At 64.7% G+C, this 21,760-nt stretch carries 14 protein-coding genes; 7 read left to right on the top strand and 7 right to left on the bottom strand.

Translation table 11 applies throughout. The features are described from left to right. Positions 1-7: 7 nt before the first annotated feature. The gene (locus tag C8J30_RS02780) at positions 8-625 is read right to left on the bottom strand and encodes a TetR/AcrR family transcriptional regulator (RefSeq protein WP_110804168.1); all 618 of its coding nucleotides are present in this window, start codon (positions 623-625) and stop codon (positions 8-10) included. Beyond that, a complete protein-coding gene (gene ppk2, locus C8J30_RS02775) occupies positions 618-1,559 on the bottom strand; it encodes a polyphosphate kinase 2 (RefSeq protein ID WP_110804167.1) in 942 nt (313 codons plus the stop codon). The genes C8J30_RS02780 and ppk2 overlap by 8 nt, the downstream gene beginning before the upstream one ends. A gap of 907 nt (positions 1,560-2,466) precedes the next feature. On the opposite strand from ppk2, the gene C8J30_RS19005 reads away from it, so the two are divergent. The 3 genes from C8J30_RS19005 to C8J30_RS02720 all read left to right on the top strand — a co-directional run bounded on the left by C8J30_RS19005 (position 2,467) and on the right by C8J30_RS02720 (position 13,295). After that, positions 2,467-10,491: an Ig-like domain-containing protein gene (locus tag C8J30_RS19005; protein WP_245909689.1), complete on the top strand. Its 8,025-nt coding sequence runs from the start codon at positions 2,467-2,469 to the stop codon at positions 10,489-10,491. Between the two features lie 351 nt (positions 10,492-10,842). Further along, entirely contained in the window at positions 10,843-11,514 is a 672-nt protein-coding gene (locus C8J30_RS02725) for a Hint domain-containing protein (RefSeq protein WP_181420744.1), read from the top strand. Between the two features lie 146 nt (positions 11,515-11,660). Then, on the top strand, positions 11,661-13,295 hold the full coding sequence (locus tag C8J30_RS02720) for a Hint domain-containing protein (RefSeq protein WP_110804165.1): 1,635 nt from the start codon (positions 11,661-11,663) through the stop codon (positions 13,293-13,295). A 73-nt stretch (positions 13,296-13,368) separates the two neighbouring features. On the opposite strand, the gene C8J30_RS02715 is transcribed toward C8J30_RS02720, so the two are convergent. Then, the gene (locus C8J30_RS02715) at positions 13,369-13,578 is read right to left on the bottom strand and encodes a DUF1127 domain-containing protein (protein ID WP_110804164.1); all 210 of its coding nucleotides are present in this window, start codon (positions 13,576-13,578) and stop codon (positions 13,369-13,371) included. 87 nt (positions 13,579-13,665) lie between these two features. Between C8J30_RS02715 and C8J30_RS02710 the strand changes: the two genes are divergently transcribed. From C8J30_RS02710 to C8J30_RS02695, 4 genes are all read left to right on the top strand, one after another. Then, a complete protein-coding gene (locus C8J30_RS02710) occupies positions 13,666-15,075 on the top strand; it encodes an aminotransferase-like domain-containing protein (protein ID WP_110804297.1) in 1,410 nt (469 codons plus the stop codon). A gap of 172 nt (positions 15,076-15,247) precedes the next feature. Further along, positions 15,248-16,129: an ABC transporter permease gene (locus tag C8J30_RS02705; protein WP_110804163.1), complete on the top strand. Its 882-nt coding sequence runs from the start codon at positions 15,248-15,250 to the stop codon at positions 16,127-16,129. Next, the gene (locus C8J30_RS02700; RefSeq protein ID WP_110804162.1) at positions 16,126-16,932 is read left to right on the top strand and encodes an ABC transporter permease; all 807 of its coding nucleotides are present in this window, start codon (positions 16,126-16,128) and stop codon (positions 16,930-16,932) included. Before C8J30_RS02705 ends, C8J30_RS02700 begins: the two co-directional genes overlap by 4 nt. Positions 16,933-16,979: 47 nt before the next feature. Continuing rightward, positions 16,980-18,056, top strand: a complete 1,077-nt coding sequence (locus C8J30_RS02695) for an ABC transporter ATP-binding protein (RefSeq protein ID WP_110804296.1) — start codon at positions 16,980-16,982, stop codon at positions 18,054-18,056. Between the two features lie 173 nt (positions 18,057-18,229). On the opposite strand, the gene typA is transcribed toward C8J30_RS02695, so the two are convergent. The 4 genes from typA to C8J30_RS02675 all read right to left on the bottom strand — a co-directional run bounded on the left by typA (position 18,230) and on the right by C8J30_RS02675 (position 21,717). Further along, positions 18,230-20,047 (bottom strand): translational GTPase TypA, encoded by a 1,818-nt coding sequence (typA, locus tag C8J30_RS02690; protein WP_110804161.1) that lies wholly within the window; start codon positions 20,045-20,047, stop codon positions 18,230-18,232. Positions 20,048-20,116: 69 nt separating this feature from the next. Further along, entirely contained in the window at positions 20,117-20,449 is a 333-nt protein-coding gene (locus C8J30_RS02685; RefSeq protein WP_245909688.1) for a DMT family transporter, read from the bottom strand. Further along, entirely contained in the window at positions 20,449-21,060 is a 612-nt protein-coding gene (locus C8J30_RS02680) for a YitT family protein (protein ID WP_110804159.1), read from the bottom strand. The genes C8J30_RS02685 and C8J30_RS02680 overlap by 1 nt, the downstream gene beginning before the upstream one ends. A gap of 39 nt (positions 21,061-21,099) precedes the next feature. Then, positions 21,100-21,717 carry a YitT family protein gene (locus C8J30_RS02675; protein WP_110804158.1) on the bottom strand — a complete coding sequence of 206 codons (618 nt, stop codon included), beginning with the start codon at positions 21,715-21,717 and terminating at the stop codon, positions 21,100-21,102. Between the last annotated feature and the right edge of the window lie 43 nt (positions 21,718-21,760).

Here is a 21,760-nt window from a genome sequence, read left to right as displayed (position 1 = left end):
CGGCCCTTCAACCGTCCGGGGCGATCAGGCCGAGGCCGCGCAGATAGACGCCGATGCCGCTTTCGAGCAGATCCTCGGGCGTGAAGGGCGATTGCGTGCCCGGTGCCGCGCGGGCGTAAAGCTCGACGACCCCGTGGCTGAGCGCGCGCACATGCGCGGCCACCATCGTCGGCGGCGGGCGGCGGCCCTCGGGGATATGGGCCGAAAGCGCCTGCGTCGCCTTCAGCACCACCGCCTCGGCCCGCGCCATGCCCGCGGCGAGTTCGGGCGAGCGGTTCGGGCTGAGGCCGCTTTCGAACATCGCCATGTAATGGCCGGGGAATTTCTTCGCGAAAGCCAGATAGGCCCGCCCGGTCGCGCCGAAAGCCGAGAGCGCCGAGGGTTTGCCGCCGTTCCAGGCATGTTCCATCAGATCGGCAAAGATCGCATAGCCCTGCCGCGCGCATTCGGCGATCAGATCCTCGCGCCCGGCAAAATGCCGATAGACGGCTGCGGGGGTCACGCCCGCCTCCTTCGCCGCTTCCGACAGCGTGAAGCCCTGCGCGCCCCGGCTCGAGATCAGCGAGAGTGCCGCCTCGACCAGCGCCTGGCGGAGATTTCCGTGGTGATATCCTGCCTTAGCCATCGATGTGATCGATGCCCCCGCAGATCAGCGGATCGGGCTGACCGATCGCATCGCGGTCCTTGCCCGGATAATCGAGCGCGCCCAGCACCGTCTGGATCGCGGCGATTCGGGCGCGGTACTTGTCATCGGCGCGGATCACCGTCCAGGGCGCATGGGCCGTGTCCGACCAGCGCAGCGTTTCCGCGATGGCAACCGTATAGGCATCCCATTTCTTCAACCCCTCGACGTCGATCCAGCTCAGCTTCCATTGCTTGAGCGGGTCCTGCTCGCGATCGAGGAAGCGCTTGAGCTGCTCGGCCCGGTCGACCGAGAGCCAGAGTTTCACCAGCACGATGCCCTCGTCGACGAGCATCTTCTCGAAGCCGGGCAGCTGGGCGAAGAAACGCGTGCGCTGCTCGGGCGTGCAGAAACCGAAGACATGTTCGACCACGCCGCGGTTGTACCACGACCGGTCAAAGAGCGCGATTTCCCCGGCTGCGGGCAGGCGCTCGACGTAGCGCTGAAAATACCACTGGCTCTGTTCGCGTTCGGTCGGCGTCGGCAGCGCGACGATATTCGCCTGCCGCGGGTTCAGGTTCTCGCGCAGCCGCTCGATCGTGCCGCCCTTGCCCGCGGCATCGCGGCCCTCGAACAGAACGACCAGCCGCCGCCCGGCCTTTTTCAGCCCCCAGCTCATCTTCACCAACTCGACCTGCAGCGCCTCCATCTGCGCCGCATAATCCTTTTTCGACATCTCCTGACGATAGGGAAAGGAGGGGCAAAGGATCTCGTCGGGTTTCGCGGTTTCGATCGCCCTGCGCAGCGCCTCGGGCGCCTCCTTGTGCAGGAAATGCGTGATCTCGCCGACGAAGGGAATGTCGGGGCGGTCCCTGGCGGGGGCCTCGTCGCGCGTGTCCGATTTGGCCTTTTCGCTGGTCTTCTGATCTTTGGACATGCGCCCCTCGCGGAATGTGAAGCCGCTTAACTATAGCGCTCCGGCTTGGGCAGGCAAAGGGGCAGCCCGGCGTGGCAGCATCGCCTTGCGCGCAGCGCGGCAGGAAGATCGGCCCCCCGCGACAGTTCCCCGCAGGTGAGAGTCGGCGGCCATGTGCCGGTTCTGGTTAGCAAAATGTGATTCGGGGTGCGATCTTCTGGGCGGCGAACAAAGCAGCGGTTTCGGTCACTTTGGTGGCGTTTGCGGAACAATCGGGGGTCTGGAATTGTTCCGGCCACGCGCCAAGATTGATCATGGTCCGGAAACGGCGCCGCGGCGGCATTGTCGAGCAAGTGGAAACACTTGCCGGGCCGGGGGGCGATGACGAGCGGTGCCTCCCCCATCGGGTCATCGTTAATTCCCGGTAAACAGGACAAATTTTAGTGAAATGGCCAGTATTTTCTTGGGGCGCCGAAACGGCGCGGGAAACAATCTGGGCGCGATAGGTCCGAAATAACGGCGCGAATGGGACAACCAAGGAGTGTTCGCGGAAAAATCTGGGCGAGATTTGGGCAGATTCCCGTTCCCCGAAGGACAAGCTCTTGGTATCAGTACGGGGCCCGACTTTGGGCGCGGGCCGTGGGGGCGGCCTGTGACGATCGAGATCTTCGGATCCTCGGGAAGGTTGAAGTGGTGCTGCCGTAGAAGGGGTGATCTGCCACCCCGAAAAACGACACCGAAGCAAGTCTGCAAAACCGCCATTTCGGCGGGTGGCTTTGTGCATCCCTGATCCAGCCCGACGGTTTCAAGGTCTCACGGCGGTGGCGGGGAGACCCGTGAGGACGAGTAAAGGACCTGCGCGGGGCAGGGCCGAGATTGCAAGGCGCGCGGAGAATTGTCTTCGCCGTGGGGGTAAGGAGAAGCTGCCATGACCTATACTTTCAGCGATCACACGATTTTCGCGTGGGATTTGTCGAACATCACATCTTCGAAAGCCGGTCTTTTCGCGGACAGCGCCGTCGGGCTCAGCAATGCCGCTGGCGCGACCTTCTCCATCGCCTCGGGCGCGACGGTCAATCAGATCACCGTGCGTGACAACGACAGCTGCTTCAACGATGGCGATCTGGATCAGACGCTGAACTCGAGCGAGACGCTTGAAGGTTCGAGCTACACCTCCGCCTCCGGCCGCATCACCCCCGAATATGCCTATACCGTCGCCCCCGCCGGTTGCACCGATCCCGCGCAATACATCACCGTCTATGCCTTCGAGATGGCCGACAACGACATGGTCGGCATCGTCTCCACCTCGGCGCTGAAGGCGGGCGTGACCTATACGGTCGTTTCCTGCACCGACAACTGCCCCTCGGTTCCCTATTCCTGCCTCGCGACCTATCCGACGCTTGACGGCATCGTCGAAGGCACCGCGGGTGCCGATCTGATCGACACGAGCTACACCGGCGACCCGGAAGGCGACATGATCGATCACAACGACTACCAGGGCGGCAATGCCGACAGCGTCGTTGCGGGCGCGGGCAATGACACGATCCTGTCGGGTGCGGGCAATGACACCGTTTACGGCGAAGACGGCAACGACCTGATCAACGGCGGCGCCGACAATGACGCGCTGTTTGGCGGCGCGGGCGACGACACCTTTGTCGGCGGTGCGGGCAATGACACGTTCACGGGCGGCACCGGCCTTGACGTCATCGACTATTCGAACTCCGGCGCGGCGGTGAACGTGAACCTGAACACCGGCGTGCTCTCGGGCGGCGATGCGGCGGGCGATTCCGTCAGCTCCGGCGTCGATGGCGTGATCGGCTCGGATTACAACGACAGCCTGACCGGCTTCGACCAGCAGGGCACCACCCCCGCCGACACCTTCACCAACGTCTTCCACGGCATGGACGGGAACGACACGATCTCGGGCATGGGCGGCAACGACAGCCTTTATGGTGGTGCCGACAACGACAGCATCGAGGGCGGGTCGGGCAACGACTATATCGAGGGCGACGGCGATCTCGACAGCGGCGCGGCCTCGGTCGATCTGACGATGGACTGGCAGAAATTCGGCCAGAGCTGCGGCACGATCACCAATGGCTCGTCCTATGACATGGGCGGCGTGAAGGTCACCTTCGGCTTCGCCGACCAGACCTGCGGTGCCACGGCGACCTCGACCACCGAAACGCAATATGTCGAGGCGGGCGACGGGCTGAACGCCTCGGGCGGGCTGCGGCTTTACGGCAATGGCGGGGCGGGCAACACCTCGACCACCTCGCTGAACTTCGCTTCGACCAATGCCGATTACGCCTCGGCGGTGACCGATGTCAGCTTCCGCATCAACGATATCGATGTCGGCAACAGCTGCGACTACCATCAGGATATCGTCACCGTCCGCGCCTATGATGCGCAGGGCCACCTGCTGAACGTGACCTACACCGTCGAAGGCGCGCAGACCGTTTCGAACGGCACCGTCACCGGCCATGATGTCGACAACGGTTCGCTGTCCTCGGCCTCGGCGCAGGGTTCGGTTCTGGTGCATATCGACGGCACCGTCGCCCGCATCGAGATCGACTACAACAACGGTGGCAATTCGGATCAGGCGATCACCGTGACCGACCTGACCTGCTCGACCGTTTCGGCGGTTGATCCCGACGTGGCCGGGGCCGACACGCTGTCGGGCGGCGATGGCGACGACACCATCCTGGGCCAGGGCGGCAACGACAATATCACCGGCGGTGCGGGCAATGACCGGATCTCGGCGGGCGATGACCGCGACGTGATTCATGGCGCGGCGGGCGATACCGTCGATGGCGGCGCGGGCGGCGACGATTACGACACGCTCGACATCACCGGCCAGGGCGACTGGCGCGTGATCAACCAGACCGTCGACAGCAATGGCAACGGCCATAACGGCACCGTGCAATTCCTGGATGCCGATGGCAACGTCACCGGCTCGCTCAACTTCACCGAGATCGAGAACATCACCGGCGATGACGTCAACCACCGTCCGGATGCGGTGAACGACACCGCGACCACGGCCGAGGACCATTCGACCACGATCAGCGTGCTGGCGAACGACACCGACCCCGATGGCGATACGCTGACGGTGACCGGCGCGACGGCGGCGCATGGCACGGTGACGATCAATGCGAACGGCACGCTGACCTACACGCCGAATGCGAATTACAACGGCACCGACACGATCACCTACACCGTGCGCGATCCGGACGGTCTGACCGATACGGCGACGGTGAACGTCACCGTCACCCCGGAAAACGATGCGCCGGATGCGGTGAACGATACCGCCGCGACGAATTACCAGACCGCGGTGAACGTCGCCGTTCTGGCCAATGACACCGATATCGACGGCGACACGCTGACCGTGACCGCCGCCACGAGCCCGAACGGCACCGTCACGATCAACGCGAACGGCACGATCACCTTCACCCCGGCCACCGGCTTCTCGGGCGATACGACGATCACCTACACCGTTTCGGACGGGCATGGCGGTGTCGATACCGCGACTGTCACCGTCACCGTCGGCGCCGATCCGCGCGATGGCGTGGTCGAAGGCACCGCGGGCGACGATCTGATCGACTACAACTACACCGGCGACCCCGAGGGCGATCTGATCGACCACGGCGATGCGATCCTGCCCGGTCAGGGCCCCGAGGATGACATCGTCGAAGCGGGCGCGGGCAATGACACCGTGCGCTCGGGTGCTGGCAACGACTCGATCAACGCCGGGGCGGGCAATGACTCGGTCGATGGCGGCACCGGCAATGACACCACGCTTGGCGGCGACGGCAACGATACGCTGGTCGGTGGCGCGGGCAATGACAGCCTTGTCGGCGGTCTGGGCGACGACAGCCTTGATGGCGGGGCCGACAATGACACGCTTCTGGGCAATGACGGCCGCGATACGCTGATCGGGGGCGACGGCAATGACAGCCTCGATGGCGGCGCGGACAACGACAGCCTGAATGGCGGGGCGGGCAATGACACGCTCAAGGGCGAGCTTGGCAATGACACGCTGACCGGCGGCAATGGCAATGATCTGGCCGATGGTGGCGAGGGCAACGACCTGATCGACACCTCGGGCACGACCTCGAGCCCCGATATCGGCTATCCGGGCCAATATGGTGCAGACACCAATCCGAACGACGACCGGGATACGGTGATCGCCGGAACCGGAGACGACACGATCCGCACCGGCGACGATGCCGACAGCATCGATGCGGGGCAGGGCAATGACGTGATCGACGCGGGCGTCGACGCCGATACCGTGCAAGCGGGCATGGGCGACGACCTCGTGATCGGCGGCGAGGGCTCGGACAGCCTCACCGGCGGCGATGGCAATGACACGATCTATGCCGACAACGGCCCGGGCACGACGAGCTCGACCGAGATCCCCGATGCGACCGATGCCGCGCCGAACAATGGCGACGACACCGTTTATGGCGGCGGCGGCAATGACGTGATCTACGGCGGCGACGACAGTGACGTGCTGTCGGGCGATGCGGGCAATGACACGCTCGATGGCGGCATTGACGACGACACGCTTCTGGGCGGGGATGGTCTCGACAGCCTTCTGGGCGGCGATGGCAAGGACAGCCTTTCGGGCGGCACGGGCGCGGATACGCTGGTGGGCGGCGCCGGGGCGGACACCGTTTCGGGCGGCGATGATCGCGACCTGATCAACGGCGCGGCGGGCGACGTGGTCGACGGCGGCGCGGGCGGCGACGATTATGACACGCTCGACATCACCGGTCAGGGCAACTGGCGTCTGGTCAACACCTCGACCGACAGCAACGGCAACGGCATCAACGGCACCGTCGAATTCCTCGATGCGCATGGGGCGGTGACGGGGTCGATCAACTTCACCGAGATCGAGAAGGTCGTCGGCGATCAGGTCGGGCCGGTGGCGAATGACGACACCGCGACGGTGGAAGAGGACAAGTCCGTCATCATCGACGTGCTCGGCAACGACAGCGATGCGAATGGCGACACGCTGAGCGTGACCGCCGCGACGAGCCCGAACGGCACCGTGACGATCAACCCGAACGGCACGCTGACCTTCACGCCGAACGCGAACTACAACGGTCCGGCGACGATCAGCTACACCGTTTCGGACGGCCATGGCGGCACTGACACCGGCACCGTCAATGTCACCGTCACCCCGGTGAACGATGCGCCGGATGCGGTGAACGACACCGCCGCGACGAATTACCAGACCGCGGTGAACGTCGCCGTTCTGGCCAATGACACCGATATCGACGGCGACACGCTGACCGTGACCTCGGCCACGAGCCCGAACGGCACCGTCACGATCAACGCGAACGGCACGATCACCTTCACCCCGGCCAACGGCTTCTCGGGCGATGCGACGATCAATTACACCGTTTCGGATGGCCATGGTGGCACCGACACCGCGATCGTGACCGTGACCGTCGGCTGCGATCCGCGCGATGGCTATGTGGACGGCACGGCGGCGGGCGATCTGATCGACACCAGCTACACCGGCGATCCGCAAGGCGACATGGTCGATCATTCCGACGCGATCCTGCCGGGCGATGCACCGAACGACGACCGCATCCGTGCGGGCGCGGGCAATGACACCGTGCTGGCAGGTCTCGGCGATGACACTGTCTGGGCGGGCACCGGCAATGACTCGGTCGAGGGCGGTGACGGCGACGACAGCCTTCTGGGCGAAGGCGGCGCCGACACGCTGCGCGGCGGCGACGGCAACGACACCGTCGATGGGGGCGACGACAATGACCTCGTGATCGGCGGCAAGGGCGACGACAGCCTGCTTGGCGGCGCTGGCAACGACACGCTGGAAGGCGTGGCGGGCAACGATACCGCGCTTGGCGGCACCGGCGACGACAGCATCACCACCGGCACCGGCTCGGATCGGGTCGAGGGGGGCGACGGCAACGACGTCATCAACACCCGCAACGATGCGGCCTCGCCCGATATCGCCTATCCGGGGCTTTACCCGGCCGACACCGATCCGAATGATGACCGCGACACCGTGCTGGGCGGGGCGGGCAATGACTCGATCCTGACCGGCGACGATGCCGACAGCGTCGACGGCGGCACCGGCAATGACACGATCGACAGCGGCGTCGATGCCGACACCGTGCTGGGCGGCGAGGGCGACGACAGCATCACCTCGGGCTGCGGCTCGGACGTGGTCGATGGCGGCGCGGGCAATGACACGATCTACGGCGGCCTTGGCCCGACCGTGCCCGATATCATCAACGTGCCCGACGCGACCGACCTTGTTCCGAACAACGGCATGGACACGATCCACGGCGGCGACGGCAATGACGTCATCTACGGCGAGGACGACGACGACCAGATCTACGGCGATGCGGGCAATGACACGCTCGACGGCGGCATCGACGAGGACACGATCCTTGGCGGCACCGGCAATGACAGCATCATCGGCGGTCAGGGTGCCGACTCGATGGCGGGCGGCGACGATCGCGACACCTTCCGCGTCGCAACCGCGGCGGCGGGCTCGGGCGACGTCATCGACGGCAACGAGGGGGGCGACGACTATGACACGCTTGATCTGACCGGCGCGGGCCGCACCAACATCATCTACGATCCGCACAATGCCGAAAACGGCACGGTGCAGTTCCTTGATGCCGACGGCAATGTGGTCGGCACGCTGAACTTCACCAATATCGAGAACATCATCACCGATGGCGATGGCATCGTCGAAGGCACCGATGGCGCCGACCTGATCGACTACGACTACACGGGCGATCCGGAAGGCGACATGATCGACCACAATGACGCGCTGATCCCGGGCGATGGCCCGCAGGATGACCGCGTCGTGGCCGGGGCGGGCAATGACACGATCCTGTCCGGTCTGGGCGATGACACCGTGGATGCGGGCTCGGGCAATGACTCGGTGCAGGCCGGGGCGGGCGATGACTCGGTCTCGGGCGGCGCGGGCAACGACACCATCCTCGGCGAGTCGGGCGATGACACGCTCGACGGTGGCGCGGGTGATGACAGCGTCATCGGCGGGCTCGATGACGACAGCATCCGCGGCGGCGAGGGCAATGACACGCTCGACGGTCGCAGCGGTCTCGACACGATCGACGGCGGCGCGGGCAACGACAGCATCGATGGCGGCGACGGCAATGACAGCGTCACCGGCGGCACCGGCAACGACACGCTTTACGGCGAGCTTGGCGATGACACGCTGACCGGCGGCGACGGCAACGATCTGGTCGATGGCGGCGACGGCGCCGATCTGATCGACACCTCGGGCACGACCTCGCGCCCCGATCTGGCCTATCCGGGCCTTTACGGGGCCGACACCAACCCGAACGACGACCGCGACACGGTCATCGCCGGGGTGGGCAACGACACGATCCGCACCGGGGACGACGCCGACAGCATCGACGCGGGCCAGGGCAATGACGTGATCGACGCCGGTGACGATGCCGACACCGTGCAAGCGGGCATCGGCGACGATCTGGTCATCGGCGGCGAGGGCTCGGACAGCCTCACCGGCGGCGACGGCAACGACACGATCTATGCCGACAACGGCCCGGGCACGACGAGCCCGACCGAAGTCGCGGATGCCACCGATCCGGTGCCGCAAAACGGCATGGACACGGTGCATGGCGGCGAGGGCAATGACGTCATCTACGGCGGCGACGACGATGACGTCCTGACCGGCGACAACGGCAACGACTTCATCGACGGCGGCATCGACGAAGACACGATCACCGGCGGCGAGGGCAACGACACGCTTCTGGGCGGTGCGGGCAATGACAGCCTTGATGGCGGTTCGGCCTCGGACACGCTGGATGGCGGCACCGGCAACGACACGCTGGCGGGCGGCGAGGGCGACGACTCGATCACGGGCGGCGAGGGCGATGATCTGGCCTCCGGCGGCACCGGTCAGGACACGGTCCATGGTGGTGCGGGCGCCGACACGATCGCTGGCGACGATGGCGACGACCGGCTTTACGGCGATGCGGGTGCCGACAGCCTGACCGGCGGTCAGGGCCAGGATCTGCTTGAGGGCGGCGCGGGCAACGACACGCTGGTTGGTGGTGACGGTGTCGACACGCTCTCGGGTGGCGACGATCGCGACATGTTCCTCGTGACGAGCCGCGATGTCGGCAATCACGACATCATCGACGGCAACGAAGGCGGCGACGACTGGGATACGCTCGATCTGTCCGGCTCCGGTCGGGTCAAGATCATCTACGATCCGACTGATCCGACCTACAATCCGGCGACGGGCGTGGGCGAAAGCGGGACCGTCAACTTCCTCGATGCGAATGGCAATGTCACCGGCTCGCTCAACTTCAGGAACATCGAGAAGGTGGTGCCCTGCTTCACCCCCGGCACGCTGGTGGCGACGCCGCGGGGCGAGCGGCTGGTCGAAGAGCTGCGCGAAGGCGACCGCATCCTGACCCGTGACAACGGCATTCAGGAAATCCGCTGGATCGGCCGGAGGGACATGAACCGGGCGGAACTGATCGCCGCGCCGCATCTGAAGCCGGTGCTGATCAAGGCGGGCAGCCTTGGCAACGGTCTGCCGGAGCGTGACATGCTTGTCTCGCCCAACCACCGGATGCTGGTCGCGAACGAACGCACCGCGCTCTATTTCGAAGAGCACGAGGTTCTGGTGGCGGCCAAGCACCTGATCGACAACCGCGGCGTGAAGTCGGTGGAAACGCTGGGCACCAGCTACATCCACTTCATGTTCGACCGGCACGAAGTGGTTCTGGCGAACGGCGCCTGGACCGAAAGCTTCCAGCCGGGCGATCAGACGCTCGAAGGTCTGGGCAATGCGCAACGTGCCGAGATCCTGGAACTCTTCCCGGAGCTGCGGACCCGCGAGGGCATCGAGGCCTACGGTGCGGCGCGCAAGATCCTGAAGAAACACGAGGCGACGCTGCTGCAGCGGCGCTGAGACCGGTCTGACCAAGGTCAGTGGGGGCTGGGGCGTGCGGGGGAAACCTCGTGCGCCCCAAGTTTTCCGAACGGAAACCGAACCGATCCGTTTCAATCATGGCGAGATCGCGGCCAATGCGTTGGTTTCGTGTCGGGAAACGGAAAGTTCCGCCTCATTGTGACAATTTTTTGATCATTTACCTTTTGGCAATGCCGACCCTGCAGTATGCTCAGTGTTGGGGTGTTCTGTGGACCCCGGTTTTTCCGGGTCAGGACGTGGAAGATGACGGCAACGGGCAAAATCATGCACGGAACAGCGCTTCTCGATGGTGCCTCAGGGCGGATCGGGTCCCCCAATCCCGTGGTCGAAATGCGTCTCCATTTCGATGGATATGACGAATCGAGCGGACGGATCGAGGGTCGCGATGCCGCGGGCGATCAGCTTTTCTCCATGGATATCAGGAAGTTGCTGGGCTCGGTGCCCTGCTTCACCGCAAACAGCCAGATTGCCACCGGACAAGGCATGATCCCGGTCTCGGCGCTCACCCCCGGGACGCGGGTGATCACCCGCGACAATGGCATGCAGGAATTGCTCTGGGTCGGTCGCCGCCGGTTTGGCTGGCAAGCGCTTGGCCTCAATCCGTTGCTGCGCCCGGTGCGGATTTCCGCGGGGGCGCTGGGGCAGGGCCTGCCCGAGCGGGACATGGTCGTGTCGCCGAACCACCGGTTCCTGACGCGGATGCCGGGCGAGGGCGAAGCCGCCGAGCGGCTGACGATGGCGCGCGATCTGGTCGGTCTCTACGGGATCGCCTGCGATGCCGCGATCGAGGTGGAATACTGGCAGCTGCTCTTTGCGCGCCACGAACTGGTGCTGGCCGATGGCAGCTGGTCGGAAAGCTTCCTGCCAACGCAGGCGAGCCTTGCGGCGCTGGACAGCGAGGGCCGCGCCGCCCTGTCGCTGGCACTGCCGGGGATCGAGACCGAGGTGATCACCGGCTTCGACTCCGTCCGTCCCTTTGCCGAGATCGGCTCGGCCGCCTGAGCCTGCCGCGACCGTCCCGCAGGCCTGCCGCCTTGAACGTGCCACGATAGCGCACGCCCTCTGCCCTCTTTCCGGCCCCAATCCGCCACGCTTGTTTACCATTGCTTCGGCAAAGGCCCCGGTCACCGGGGCAGGCTGGAACGACTATGGCGATCACGGGCACAGACCAGAACGACACGCTCAACGGCACCGCATTTGCGGATACGATCAATGCCGGGGCGGGCGATGATCTTGTCAATGCTGGGGATGGTGGCGATTACGTTCTGGCGGGGGACGGCAATGACACCGTCTACGGGGCGAATGGCGCGGATCGCCTTTACGGCGGCAATGGCAACGATTCCCTGTCGGGCGGCTCGGGCAACGATCAGCTCTATGGCGAGGCGGGCGATGACACGCTGCGCGGCGGGACCGGGAATGACACGCTGAACGGTGGCACCGGCATGGATTTCGCCGATTACACCGATGCGACGGCGGGGGTTTCGGTCAATCTGTCCGCGGGCACGGCGACCGGCGGCGGGGGCACCGATGCGCTCAGCGGCATCGACGGGATCCATGGCTCGACCTATGCCGATACGCTGATCGGCTTCGACGGCCAGAGCACCAGCGGCTCGGACAGCTACACCAACGTCTTTTACGGCTATGGCGGCGCGGATTCGCTCGATGGGGCAGGGGGCGACGACAGCCTTTATGGCGGCGACGACAACGACACCGTTCTGGGCGGCGCGGGCAATGACCTTGTGTCCGGTGACGCCGGCAATGACAGTGTCGATGGTGGCACCGGCAACGACACTGTCACCGGCGGGGCTGGCAATGATCTGGTGCTCGGCGGCGCGGGGGCGGACAGCCTCGAGGGCGGCGCGGGCAACGACACGCTGACCGGCGGGGCCGACAATGACGTGATCCTGGGCGGCGATGGCGCTGATTCGATCAACACCGGCGAGGGCAACGACACGGTCAACGGCGGCGCGGGCTCCGACACGATCTCTGTCACCTCGGGCGGCAATACCGTCATCATCGGCTCGGAGGATGCCAACAACAGCGATGTCGATACGCTGTACGTCTTTCGTCACGACATCGACTGGTCGCGCACCGTCATCAACGGCGAATCCGGCACGATCGTCTGGCTGAATGGCGCGACGACAAGTTTCACGAATATCGAAAATGTCGAATTCGTCCGAAATATCCCCTGTTTCATTCCCGGCACGTTGATCGAGACGAAGCGCGGTCGGGTGGCGGTGGAAACGCTGCGGCTGGGCGACCGGGTGCTGACGCGCGACAATGGCTATCAGGCGATCCGCTGGATCGGGCGGCGGCGGCTGAAGGCCTCGGATCTGGCGGCGGCGCCGCATCTGCAACCGGTGCGGATCGCGGCGGGGGCGTTGGGCGAGGGGCTGCCCGAGGCCGACATGCTGGTGAGCCCGCAGCACCGGATGCTGATTTCAGGCGCGCGGGCGGAACTGCTGTTTGGCGAGGCCGAGGTTCTGGCCGCGGCGGCGCATATGGTCGGCCTGCCCGGCATCACCCGGGTGCAGCGCGACGAGGTCACCTATCTGCATCTGATGTTCGACGCGCATGAAATCATCCGCGCCGAGGGCGCCTGGACCGAAAGCTTCCAGCCCGGCGATCACACGCTCTCGGGCCTTGATGCGCCGCAGCGCGAGGAATTGTTCCAGATCTTTCCGGATCTTGGCAAGATTGCCCGGCAGGGCCGCTGGACCTCGGCGCGTCGGTCGCTGAAGGCGCATGAGGTGCGCGTGCTGCTGGCCCTCAAGGCGGCATAGGCAAAGAAAAAAGGCCGGATGCGATGCACCCGGCCACAGGAAGAGGCCGACAGGGGACTGCGGCGCTCGGGATTCAGAAGGCCGAATATTGAGACGGCAGCGGTTTCGCCGCGCCGATGGGGGCAAGGCCGATGTCACGCAGAAGATGATCGTCGAGGCGGGCCAGCGCCAGTCGGGCGCGGCGGTCATCGCGCCAACGGGCGACCGCGCCCAGCACGACCGCAAGCGGCGTCTGCGCGCCACGCGGCGACAGCGACGAAACGGAGTGGGACAGGCTGGTCATGATGCACCTTTTCTGTATTGATACAATTGAGCGTTTTCTGGTATGAAGACCCTACAATTCCCGCACAAGCAGCGCGAGGGAAACATTGTGACTGATACAAGTTGGAAGCCCGACCTGCCGGTACAATCCGGTCCGAAATATCTGGCGCTGGTCCGGGCGCTGCGCGAAGGCGTGCGCCGGGGCGATCTTGCGCCCGGATCGCGGCTGCCGACAGTGCGCGATCTGGCATGGAAACTGAGTGTTACGCCCGGAACGGTGGCCCGCGCTTACCAGATTGCCACCCAGGAGGGGCTTCTGGAGGCCGCGGTCGGACGCGGAACATTTGTATCAACACAATCGCGTCGGCTGGGGCCGACAGAATCTCTCTATCAACAGCCGCTTTCGGACCCTGCGGCGGATGGGGTGATCGATCTGCGCTCGCCACAATTGCCCGATGTGGGACAATCCGTGGCGCTGGCCCAGGCCATGGCCGATGCGGCGACGGCACTGGGCGAGCATTATCTGGAATATCCCGGCCTGCGCCGCGACCGCTATTGCCGCGAGGCGGCGCTCGACTGGTTTTCGCATTGTTCGCTGCATGGGCAGATCGGTGCCGACGATCTGGTGCTGACGCATGGCGGGCAGAACGGCATCTCGATCGTGCTGCAATGCTGTCTGCGCGGCGAGCGTCCGGTGGTGCTGTGCGAGGAGCTCGCCTATCCCGGCTTCCGCCATGCCGCGCGACTGAGCCGGGCCGAGGTGGTGCCGGTGAAGCTTGATGACGAGGGGATGATCCCCGAGGCGCTTGATGCCGCCTGTCGCCGCTATGGCGGGCAGGTGGTCTGCGTCACGCCCGACGCGCAGAACCCGACCACGGCGCGGATGTCGAACAAGCGCCGGCAGGCCATTGCCGAGGTCGCACGCCGCCATGATCTGCAGATCATCGAGGATGATTGCTACACTGCCCCCGTCTCGGGGCTGGATGCGATCCGGGTGATCGCGCCGGAACGGACCTGGCATGTGACCTCGCCCTCGAAGACGATCTCGGCGGGGATGCGCTTTGGCATCGTCATCGCCCCCGAAGGCATGGGCGAGGCCGGGCGGCTGACCGCGCAGCACAGCTTCTTCGGCCTGCCGCGGCCGGTCACCGACATCATCACCCGGCTTTTCACCTCTGGCGAGGCGATGCGTCTGCGCCATGCCGCGCAGGAGGTGATGAGCCGCCGCCTGCAGATGGTCGTGCAGGCGATGGCCGATCACGACATCGCCTGGCAACCGGGGCTGAGCTTCATCTGGCTGCGGCTGCCGACGGGCTGGCGCTCCTCGACCTTCGCGCGCGTCGCCGAGGCCGAGGGGGTGCTGGTGCGCTCGGCGGATGAATATGTGCTCGCCGATGGCCATGCGCCAAATGCGGTGCGCTTCGCGCTGGCGGGGGGCGTGCCCGAGGACCGTCTGATGCGCGCAATCGCGAAATTGCGGGCGCTGCTCGAGAATCCGCCCCGGGATCTGCCCGTCTGACGACACACGTCAAGGTTGCGCGGCGACGCTCCGGCTGCCGCTTTGCTGGGCAGTCGCGGAAAATTTCCCTGACGGCGTCTTGGGGCGGGGCATCCTCCCCCTTTCCTCTGCCGAAACCTTGTGCAAATTTGACCTTAACGCGCCTGAGACGCGCTGAGGGAGAATTAAGAGTATGTCGGCATCTCCAATACGGCGATGGGCGCGCTCGGAGGCGGCCAGCGGCTGGTTCATGGTCAGCCCCACGCTGATTTATGCCATGCTGCTGCTGGCTGCGCCTCTGGCGACCATTTTTGCCTATTCCTTCTTCAAGGATGGCTATCTGGTGGTGATCCACGAATTCACCACGCAGAACTACATCGACGCCTGGTCGGACCCGATCTTCCGTACCATCCTGTTCCGCTCGGTGCTGGTTTCGGCGCTGGTGACGCTGGTGACGGTGCTGCTGGCCTTTCCGATCGCCTATTTCATCTCGTTCGTGGTGCCCGCCTCGAACAAGTCGCGCTGGCTGTTTCTGATCACCATCCCGTTCTGGACCTCCTATCTGATCCGGGTGTTTCAGTGGAAGGTGATCCTGAACTTCAACGGCGTGATCAACTCGACGCTGCAGGGGTTGGGGATCATCGACAGCCCGCTGCAGATGCTGAACTCGATCGGCGCGATCGCGATCACGCTCGCCCATGCCTATGCGCCTTTCGCGATCCTGCCGATCTTCGTCAGCCTTGAGAAGATCGACCGATCCTTGCTCGAAGCCGGGCAGGATCTGGGCGAGAGCAAGCTGATGACCTTCTGGCGGGTGACGCTGCCCTTGGCGATGCCGGGGGTGATCGGGGCGGTGATGATCGTCTTCATCCCGACGATCGGGGATTACGTGACGCCGGAACTGATTGGCGGCGGCAAGCTGCCGATGGTGGCGAACATGATCCAGAAGGACATGCTGAAGATCGACAACAAGCCCCTTGGCGCGGCGGTCGCGGTCTCGGCGATGTTTGTCGTCGCGGCGGTGTCGCTGCTCTTCCTCTTCCTGAACCGGCGCTTCCTGAAGGTGGGCAAATGAAGTTTTCCGGGCTGAGGGCCTATGCCTTCCTTTATCTCGTCTTCCTTTATGCGCCGATTGCACTCTTGCCCGTCTTTGCCTTCAACGACGGTACGGTGATCGCCTTTCCGCTGAAGGGCTTCACGCTGAAATGGTTCGCGCAGCTCTTCGAGAATGAAACCCTGGCGGGGGCGCTGACGAATTCGCTGATCGTGGCGTTTTCGACCTCGGTCCTGGCCACGACGCTTGGCATTTTCGCCGCCCGTTCGGCCACCCGCTACAACTACCCGGGCAAGGCGGGGGCGATGGGGCTGATCATGCTGCCCCTCGTTCTGCCCGAGATCATCGTCGCGGTCTCGCTTCTCGTCGTGCTGCTCGCCGCGGGCGTGCCGCTCTCGATCCTGACGGTGATCCTCGGTCACGTTCTGGTCGCCACGCCCTATGCCATTGCGGTTCTGAACGCGGCCTTCTCCTCGCTCGACCGCTCGCTCGAGGAAGCCGCCTATGATCTGGGCGAAACGAAATGGTCGACCTTCCGGCTGATCATCCTGCCGCTGGTCACGCCCGGCATCATTTCCTCGGCGCTGATGGCCTTCACCATCTCGCTCGATGAATTCATCATCGCCTTCTTCCTGGCGGGCGAACAGACGACGCTTCCCACCTACATCTATTCGCAGCTGCGTTTCCCGAAGCAGATCCCGATGATCATGGCGCTTGGCACCGTGCTTGTGGTCTGCTCGGTGATGCTGCTCGCCACTGCCGAATATTTCCGCCGCCGCGGCATCGCGAAGACCGGCGCCAAAGACACTGGAGGTTTCCTGTGACCCAGAACGTCATCACGGCAAAGGTGCCGCTCGAGCAACGCCGCAAGATGATCGAATTCGATCGCGTGCACAAATATTACGGTGATTACCACGCGCTGCGCGGCATCACCGCGACGATCCGCGAGGGCGAGTTTTTCTCGCTTCTTGGTCCGTCGGGCTGTGGCAAGACCACGCTTTTGCGCACCATCGCCGGGTTCGAGGATATTTCCTCGGGCTCCGTGCTGATCGACGGCAAGCACATGGAAGACGTGCCGCCGAACAAGCGCCCGACGAACATGGTGTTTCAAAGCTATGCGATCTTCCCGCATCTGAGCGTCGGGCAGAACGTCGGCTTCGGCCTGCGTCGCGATCCGCGGTCCGAGGCCGAGAAAGCCAAGGCGGTGGAAGAGGCGCTGGAGATGGTCGGGCTCAAGGGCTACGGCGCGCGGGCGGCGCATGCGCTTTCGGGCGGGCAGCGGCAGCGCGTGGCGCTGGCGCGGGCGCTGATCCTGAAACCGAAGGTGCTCTTGCTCGATGAACCGCTCTCGGCGCTCGACAAGAAGATCCGCGAGCAGATGCAGATCGAACTGATCAAGCTGCAGCGCGAGGTCGGCATCACCTTCGTTCTGGTGACGCACGATCAGGAAGAGGCGCTGGTGATGTCGGACCGGATCGCCGTGATGTTCGAGGGCGAGATCGCGCAGCTGGCTGACCCGGAAACGCTTTACCGCCGTCCGGCCTCGCGCCGCGTCGCGGATTTCATCGGCGTGATGAACTTCCTGCCCGCCAAGGTGTTGGGCGAGGGCAACGGCCATGTGCAGCTCGAGGTGGCGGGGCTGGGTCAGGTTGATGTGACGGATGAGCAGGCCTCGGCCAAGCCGCAGGGCGGTGAGCCCGCGGTGGGCTTCCGTCCCGAGACGCTGACGATCCTTTACGAAGGTCAGACCGCGCAGGACCGCGAATCCCCCGGCGTGATCGACGAGGTCGTCTATTACGGCGATATGACCTATTACGACGTGAAGCTCGATGGCGTCGAAACGCCGGTGCGGATTTCGATGCGCAACGTCTTCGGCCGTCCGGTGCTGGATGTGGGCACACAGACGCGGGTGGCCTGGTCGCCGGGCGCGCTGGTTCTGTTCCGCTGAGGAAAAAGGGGGGCTTCGCGCCCCCCTCTTTGCTGCGCAAATTCACCCCCCGCGGGATATTTCCGGCAAGATAAATACGCCTCGCAAGTCCTTTATCTTGCTTCAAATATCCCGGCGGGTGAATTTCATTCGGCACGAATGAAAGAGGGGGGCAGAGCCCCCCTTTTCCCATCTTATTCCGAGCGCGAGGCGCGTTTGCGCTCATGCGGGTCAAGGAGCCGTTTACGCAGCCGCACGATCTTCGGCGTGACTTCGACGAGTTCGTCGTCGTCGATATAGGCGATCGCCTCTTCCAGGCTCATCCGCACCGGCGGCGTCAGGCGCACCGCTTCATCGGTGCCCGAGGCGCGCACGTTCGTCAGCTTCTTGCCCTTGAGCGGGTTCACTTCGAGGTCATTGTCGCGCGAATGCTCGCCGATGATCATGCCCTCGTAGATCTGTTCCTGCGCGCCAATGAAGAGCTTGCCGCGTTCTTCGAGGTTCCACAGCGCATAGGCGACCGAGACGCCGTTCTCCATCGAGATCAGCACGCCCTGACGGCGGCCCTGGATCGGGCCCTTGTAGGGCGCCCAGCCGTGGAAGATGCGGTTCAAGACGCCGTTGCCGCGGGTGTCGGTCATGAACTCGCCCTGATAGCCAATGAGGCCGCGCGAGGGCACATGGGCGACGATCCGGGTCTTGCCGTGACCGGCGGGGCGCATCTCGACCAGATCGCCCTTGCGCGGGCCGGTCAGTTTCTCGATCACCGCGCCCGAATAGTCGTCATCGACATCGACGATGACCTCTTCGATCGGCTCCATCCGCTCGCCGTTTTCCTCGCGGAAGATCACGCGCGGACGCGAGATCGACAGCTCGAACCCTTCGCGGCGCATGTTCTCGATCAGCACGCCCATCTGAAGTTCGCCGCGCCCCGAAACGACGAAAGCATCGCCGCCGGGCGTGTCCTCGACGCGGATCGCGACGTTGGTTTCGGCTTCCTTCATCAGGCGTTCGCGGATGACGCGCGATTGCACCTTGGTGCCGTCGCGGCCCGCCAGCGGGCTGTCGTTGATCCCGAAGGTGACCGAGATCGTCGGCGGGTCAATCGGTTGCGACGGGATCGCGATGTCGATTTCCAGCGCGCAGAGCGTGTCGGCCACGGTCGCCTTGGTCATGCCGGCGATGGTGACGATGTCGCCCGCTTCCGCCACGTCGATCGGCTGCTGCGTCAGGCCGCGGAAGGCGAGAATCTTGGTGCAACGGAATTGCTCGATCCGCTCGCCGGTGCGCGAGAGCGCCTTGAGCGTGTCACCGACCTTGAGGCGCCCGGCCTCGACGCGGCCGGTGAGGATGCGGCCGATGAACGGGTCGGCCGAAAGGGTCGTCGCGAGCATCTGGAAGGGCTCGTCTGCGCGGAATTCCTGTTTCGGCGGTTCGACATGGTCGAGGATCAGATCGAAGAGCGCGGAAAGATCGGAGCGCGGGCCGTCAAGCTCGCGATCCGCCCAGCCGCCGATGCCCGAGGCATAGACATGCGGGAAATCCAGCTGCTCGTCGGTGGCGCCAAGGTTGGCGAAAAGGTCGAAGACCTCGTTCAGCGCGCGGTCGGGCTCGGCCGCGGGCTTGTCGACCTTGTTCAGCACGACGATCGGTTTGAGGCCAAGCGCGAGGGCCTTCGAGGTCACGAATTTCGTTTGCGGCATCGGGCCTTCAGCGGCATCGACCAGCAGGCAGACGCCATCGACCATCGACAGGATGCGCTCCACCTCGCCGCCGAAATCGGCGTGGCCGGGCGTGTCGACGATGTTGATCCGCGTGCCCTTCCATTCGACCGAGGTGCATTTGGCCAGAATGGTGATGCCGCGTTCGCGTTCGATGTCGTTGCTGTCCATCGCGCGTTCCGCGACGGCCTGGTTTTCCCGGAAAGCCCCGGATTGACCCAGCAGCTTGTCGACGAGGGTCGTCTTGCCGTGGTCAACGTGTGCGATGATCGCAATATTGCGAATGTCCATGAAGTCCGCCTGTTCGAGATTTGTGCTGCCCTTACGGGAAAAGCAGCCGTTTGGCCAGTAAGAACCGCGTCAGGGATGCCCTGCCGACGAAAACAGGTTGATGACAGCGATGCCCGCGATGATCAGGCCGATGCCGAAGAGCGCGGGCAGGTCGAGTTTTTGCTGAAAGATCAGCCAGCCCGAGGCGGTGATCAGCACGATGCCGATGCCCGACCAAAGCGCATAGGTGATGCCAAGCGGCAGCGATTTCAGCACCAGCGTGAAGAACCAGAAGGCGACGCCAAAGCCGAAGATCACGCCCAGCGTCGGCCAAAGCCGGGTGAACTGGTTCGAGGCCTGCAGGCAGGTGGAGCCGAAGGTCTCGAACAGGACCGCGATCAGGAGATAGAGATAAGGTTTCATCACGACACGATATACCAGTCGCGCCGATGGTTGAAGGCGATGACGAAATTGAGAACGAGCGCGCCAAGGAGCGACCAGCCGATGCGGTCGAGGGGCAGGATGAGCGCGGCGATGGCGAACAGGATCAGGTCATGCGCCAGCTGCACATGGCCCGCGCGCCAGCCGAAGCGGTCCTGCACGATCAGCGCGATGATCGAGACGCCGCCCAAGGTGCCGGAATGGCGAAAGAGGCCCAGCAGGCCCACGCCCGCCGAGACGCCGAAAAGCAGGGCGGCGGCGGCCGGGTGGATGGTTTGCAGGACAAGGACGGGTTTGAGCGCCTCGGCCAGGATCGAGACGAAGGTGACCGTGGCGAGCGACTTCAGGCAGAAGATCGGTCCGCGCGCCCACCAGGCCAGCGCATAAAAGGGGATGTTGAGTGCGAAGAACAGCGCCGAAAAGTTCAGCCCGGTGGCGTAGCTGAGGATCAGCGCCGTGCCCGCGGTGCCGCCGGTGACCAGCCCCGCGGCGCGCAGCAGATGAATGCCAAGCGCCGCCTGCGCCGAGGCGAGCACAAGGCCCTGGGCATCTTCGAAGGGCGTGTAGCGGCGGGCAGATGGGTCAGCACTCATGACGTGAATATGCGTCACAATTGCTGTCCTGTCAACGGATCAGGTCGCGATATAGCGGTCACGGCGGTGGTTCATCGCAATGACGATGTTGATGACGAGCGCGCCCAGTGCCGAAATCGCGACCGTCTTCCAGTCACGCAGGGTGAGCGCGATGCCGAAGACGCAGGCATCAAAGATCAGCTGCGTCCAGCCGGCGCGAAAGCCGGTCCTGTCTTGCAGATAGAGCGCCATGATGCCGACACCGCCAAGGCTCGCCCCGTGGCGGAAGAGCGCGAGCAGCGCCGAGCCGGAGAGGAAGCCGAAGATCACCGCGCCGACGATCGGGTTGACGTTGGCGAAGCTGACATAGCCGGGCAAGAAGGCCGCCAAGGCCGAGAGCGCCGCGACCGAGAGGAAGGTCTTGATCACGAAAGCCAGCCCCATGCGGCGATAGCCGAACCAGTAGAAGGGGATGTTGATCGCGAAGAAGACCGGCCCGAAGCCCCAGCCGGTGGCGTAGGAAATCAGCACCGCAAGCCCCGCTGTCTGCCCGGTCACCAAGCCCAGATGGGTCAGCAGCACGATGCCGAAAGCGGCCATCGTTGTGCCATAGGCCAGGCCCTGGGCGTCATCCAGCAAAGTATGTTCGACGGGGTTTTCGGCGATGATTTCGGTCATGCGCGCTTGTCTCATTCCTGCTGCGCGCGGGCAAGGGGGCAGG

Source organism: Rhodobacter viridis (assembly GCF_003217355.1).
Lineage (GTDB): Bacteria > Pseudomonadota > Alphaproteobacteria > Rhodobacterales > Rhodobacteraceae > Rhodobacter > Rhodobacter viridis.
The sequence above is the reverse complement of the archived record's forward strand: the minus strand, read 5'-3'. Positions and strand labels throughout refer to the sequence as shown.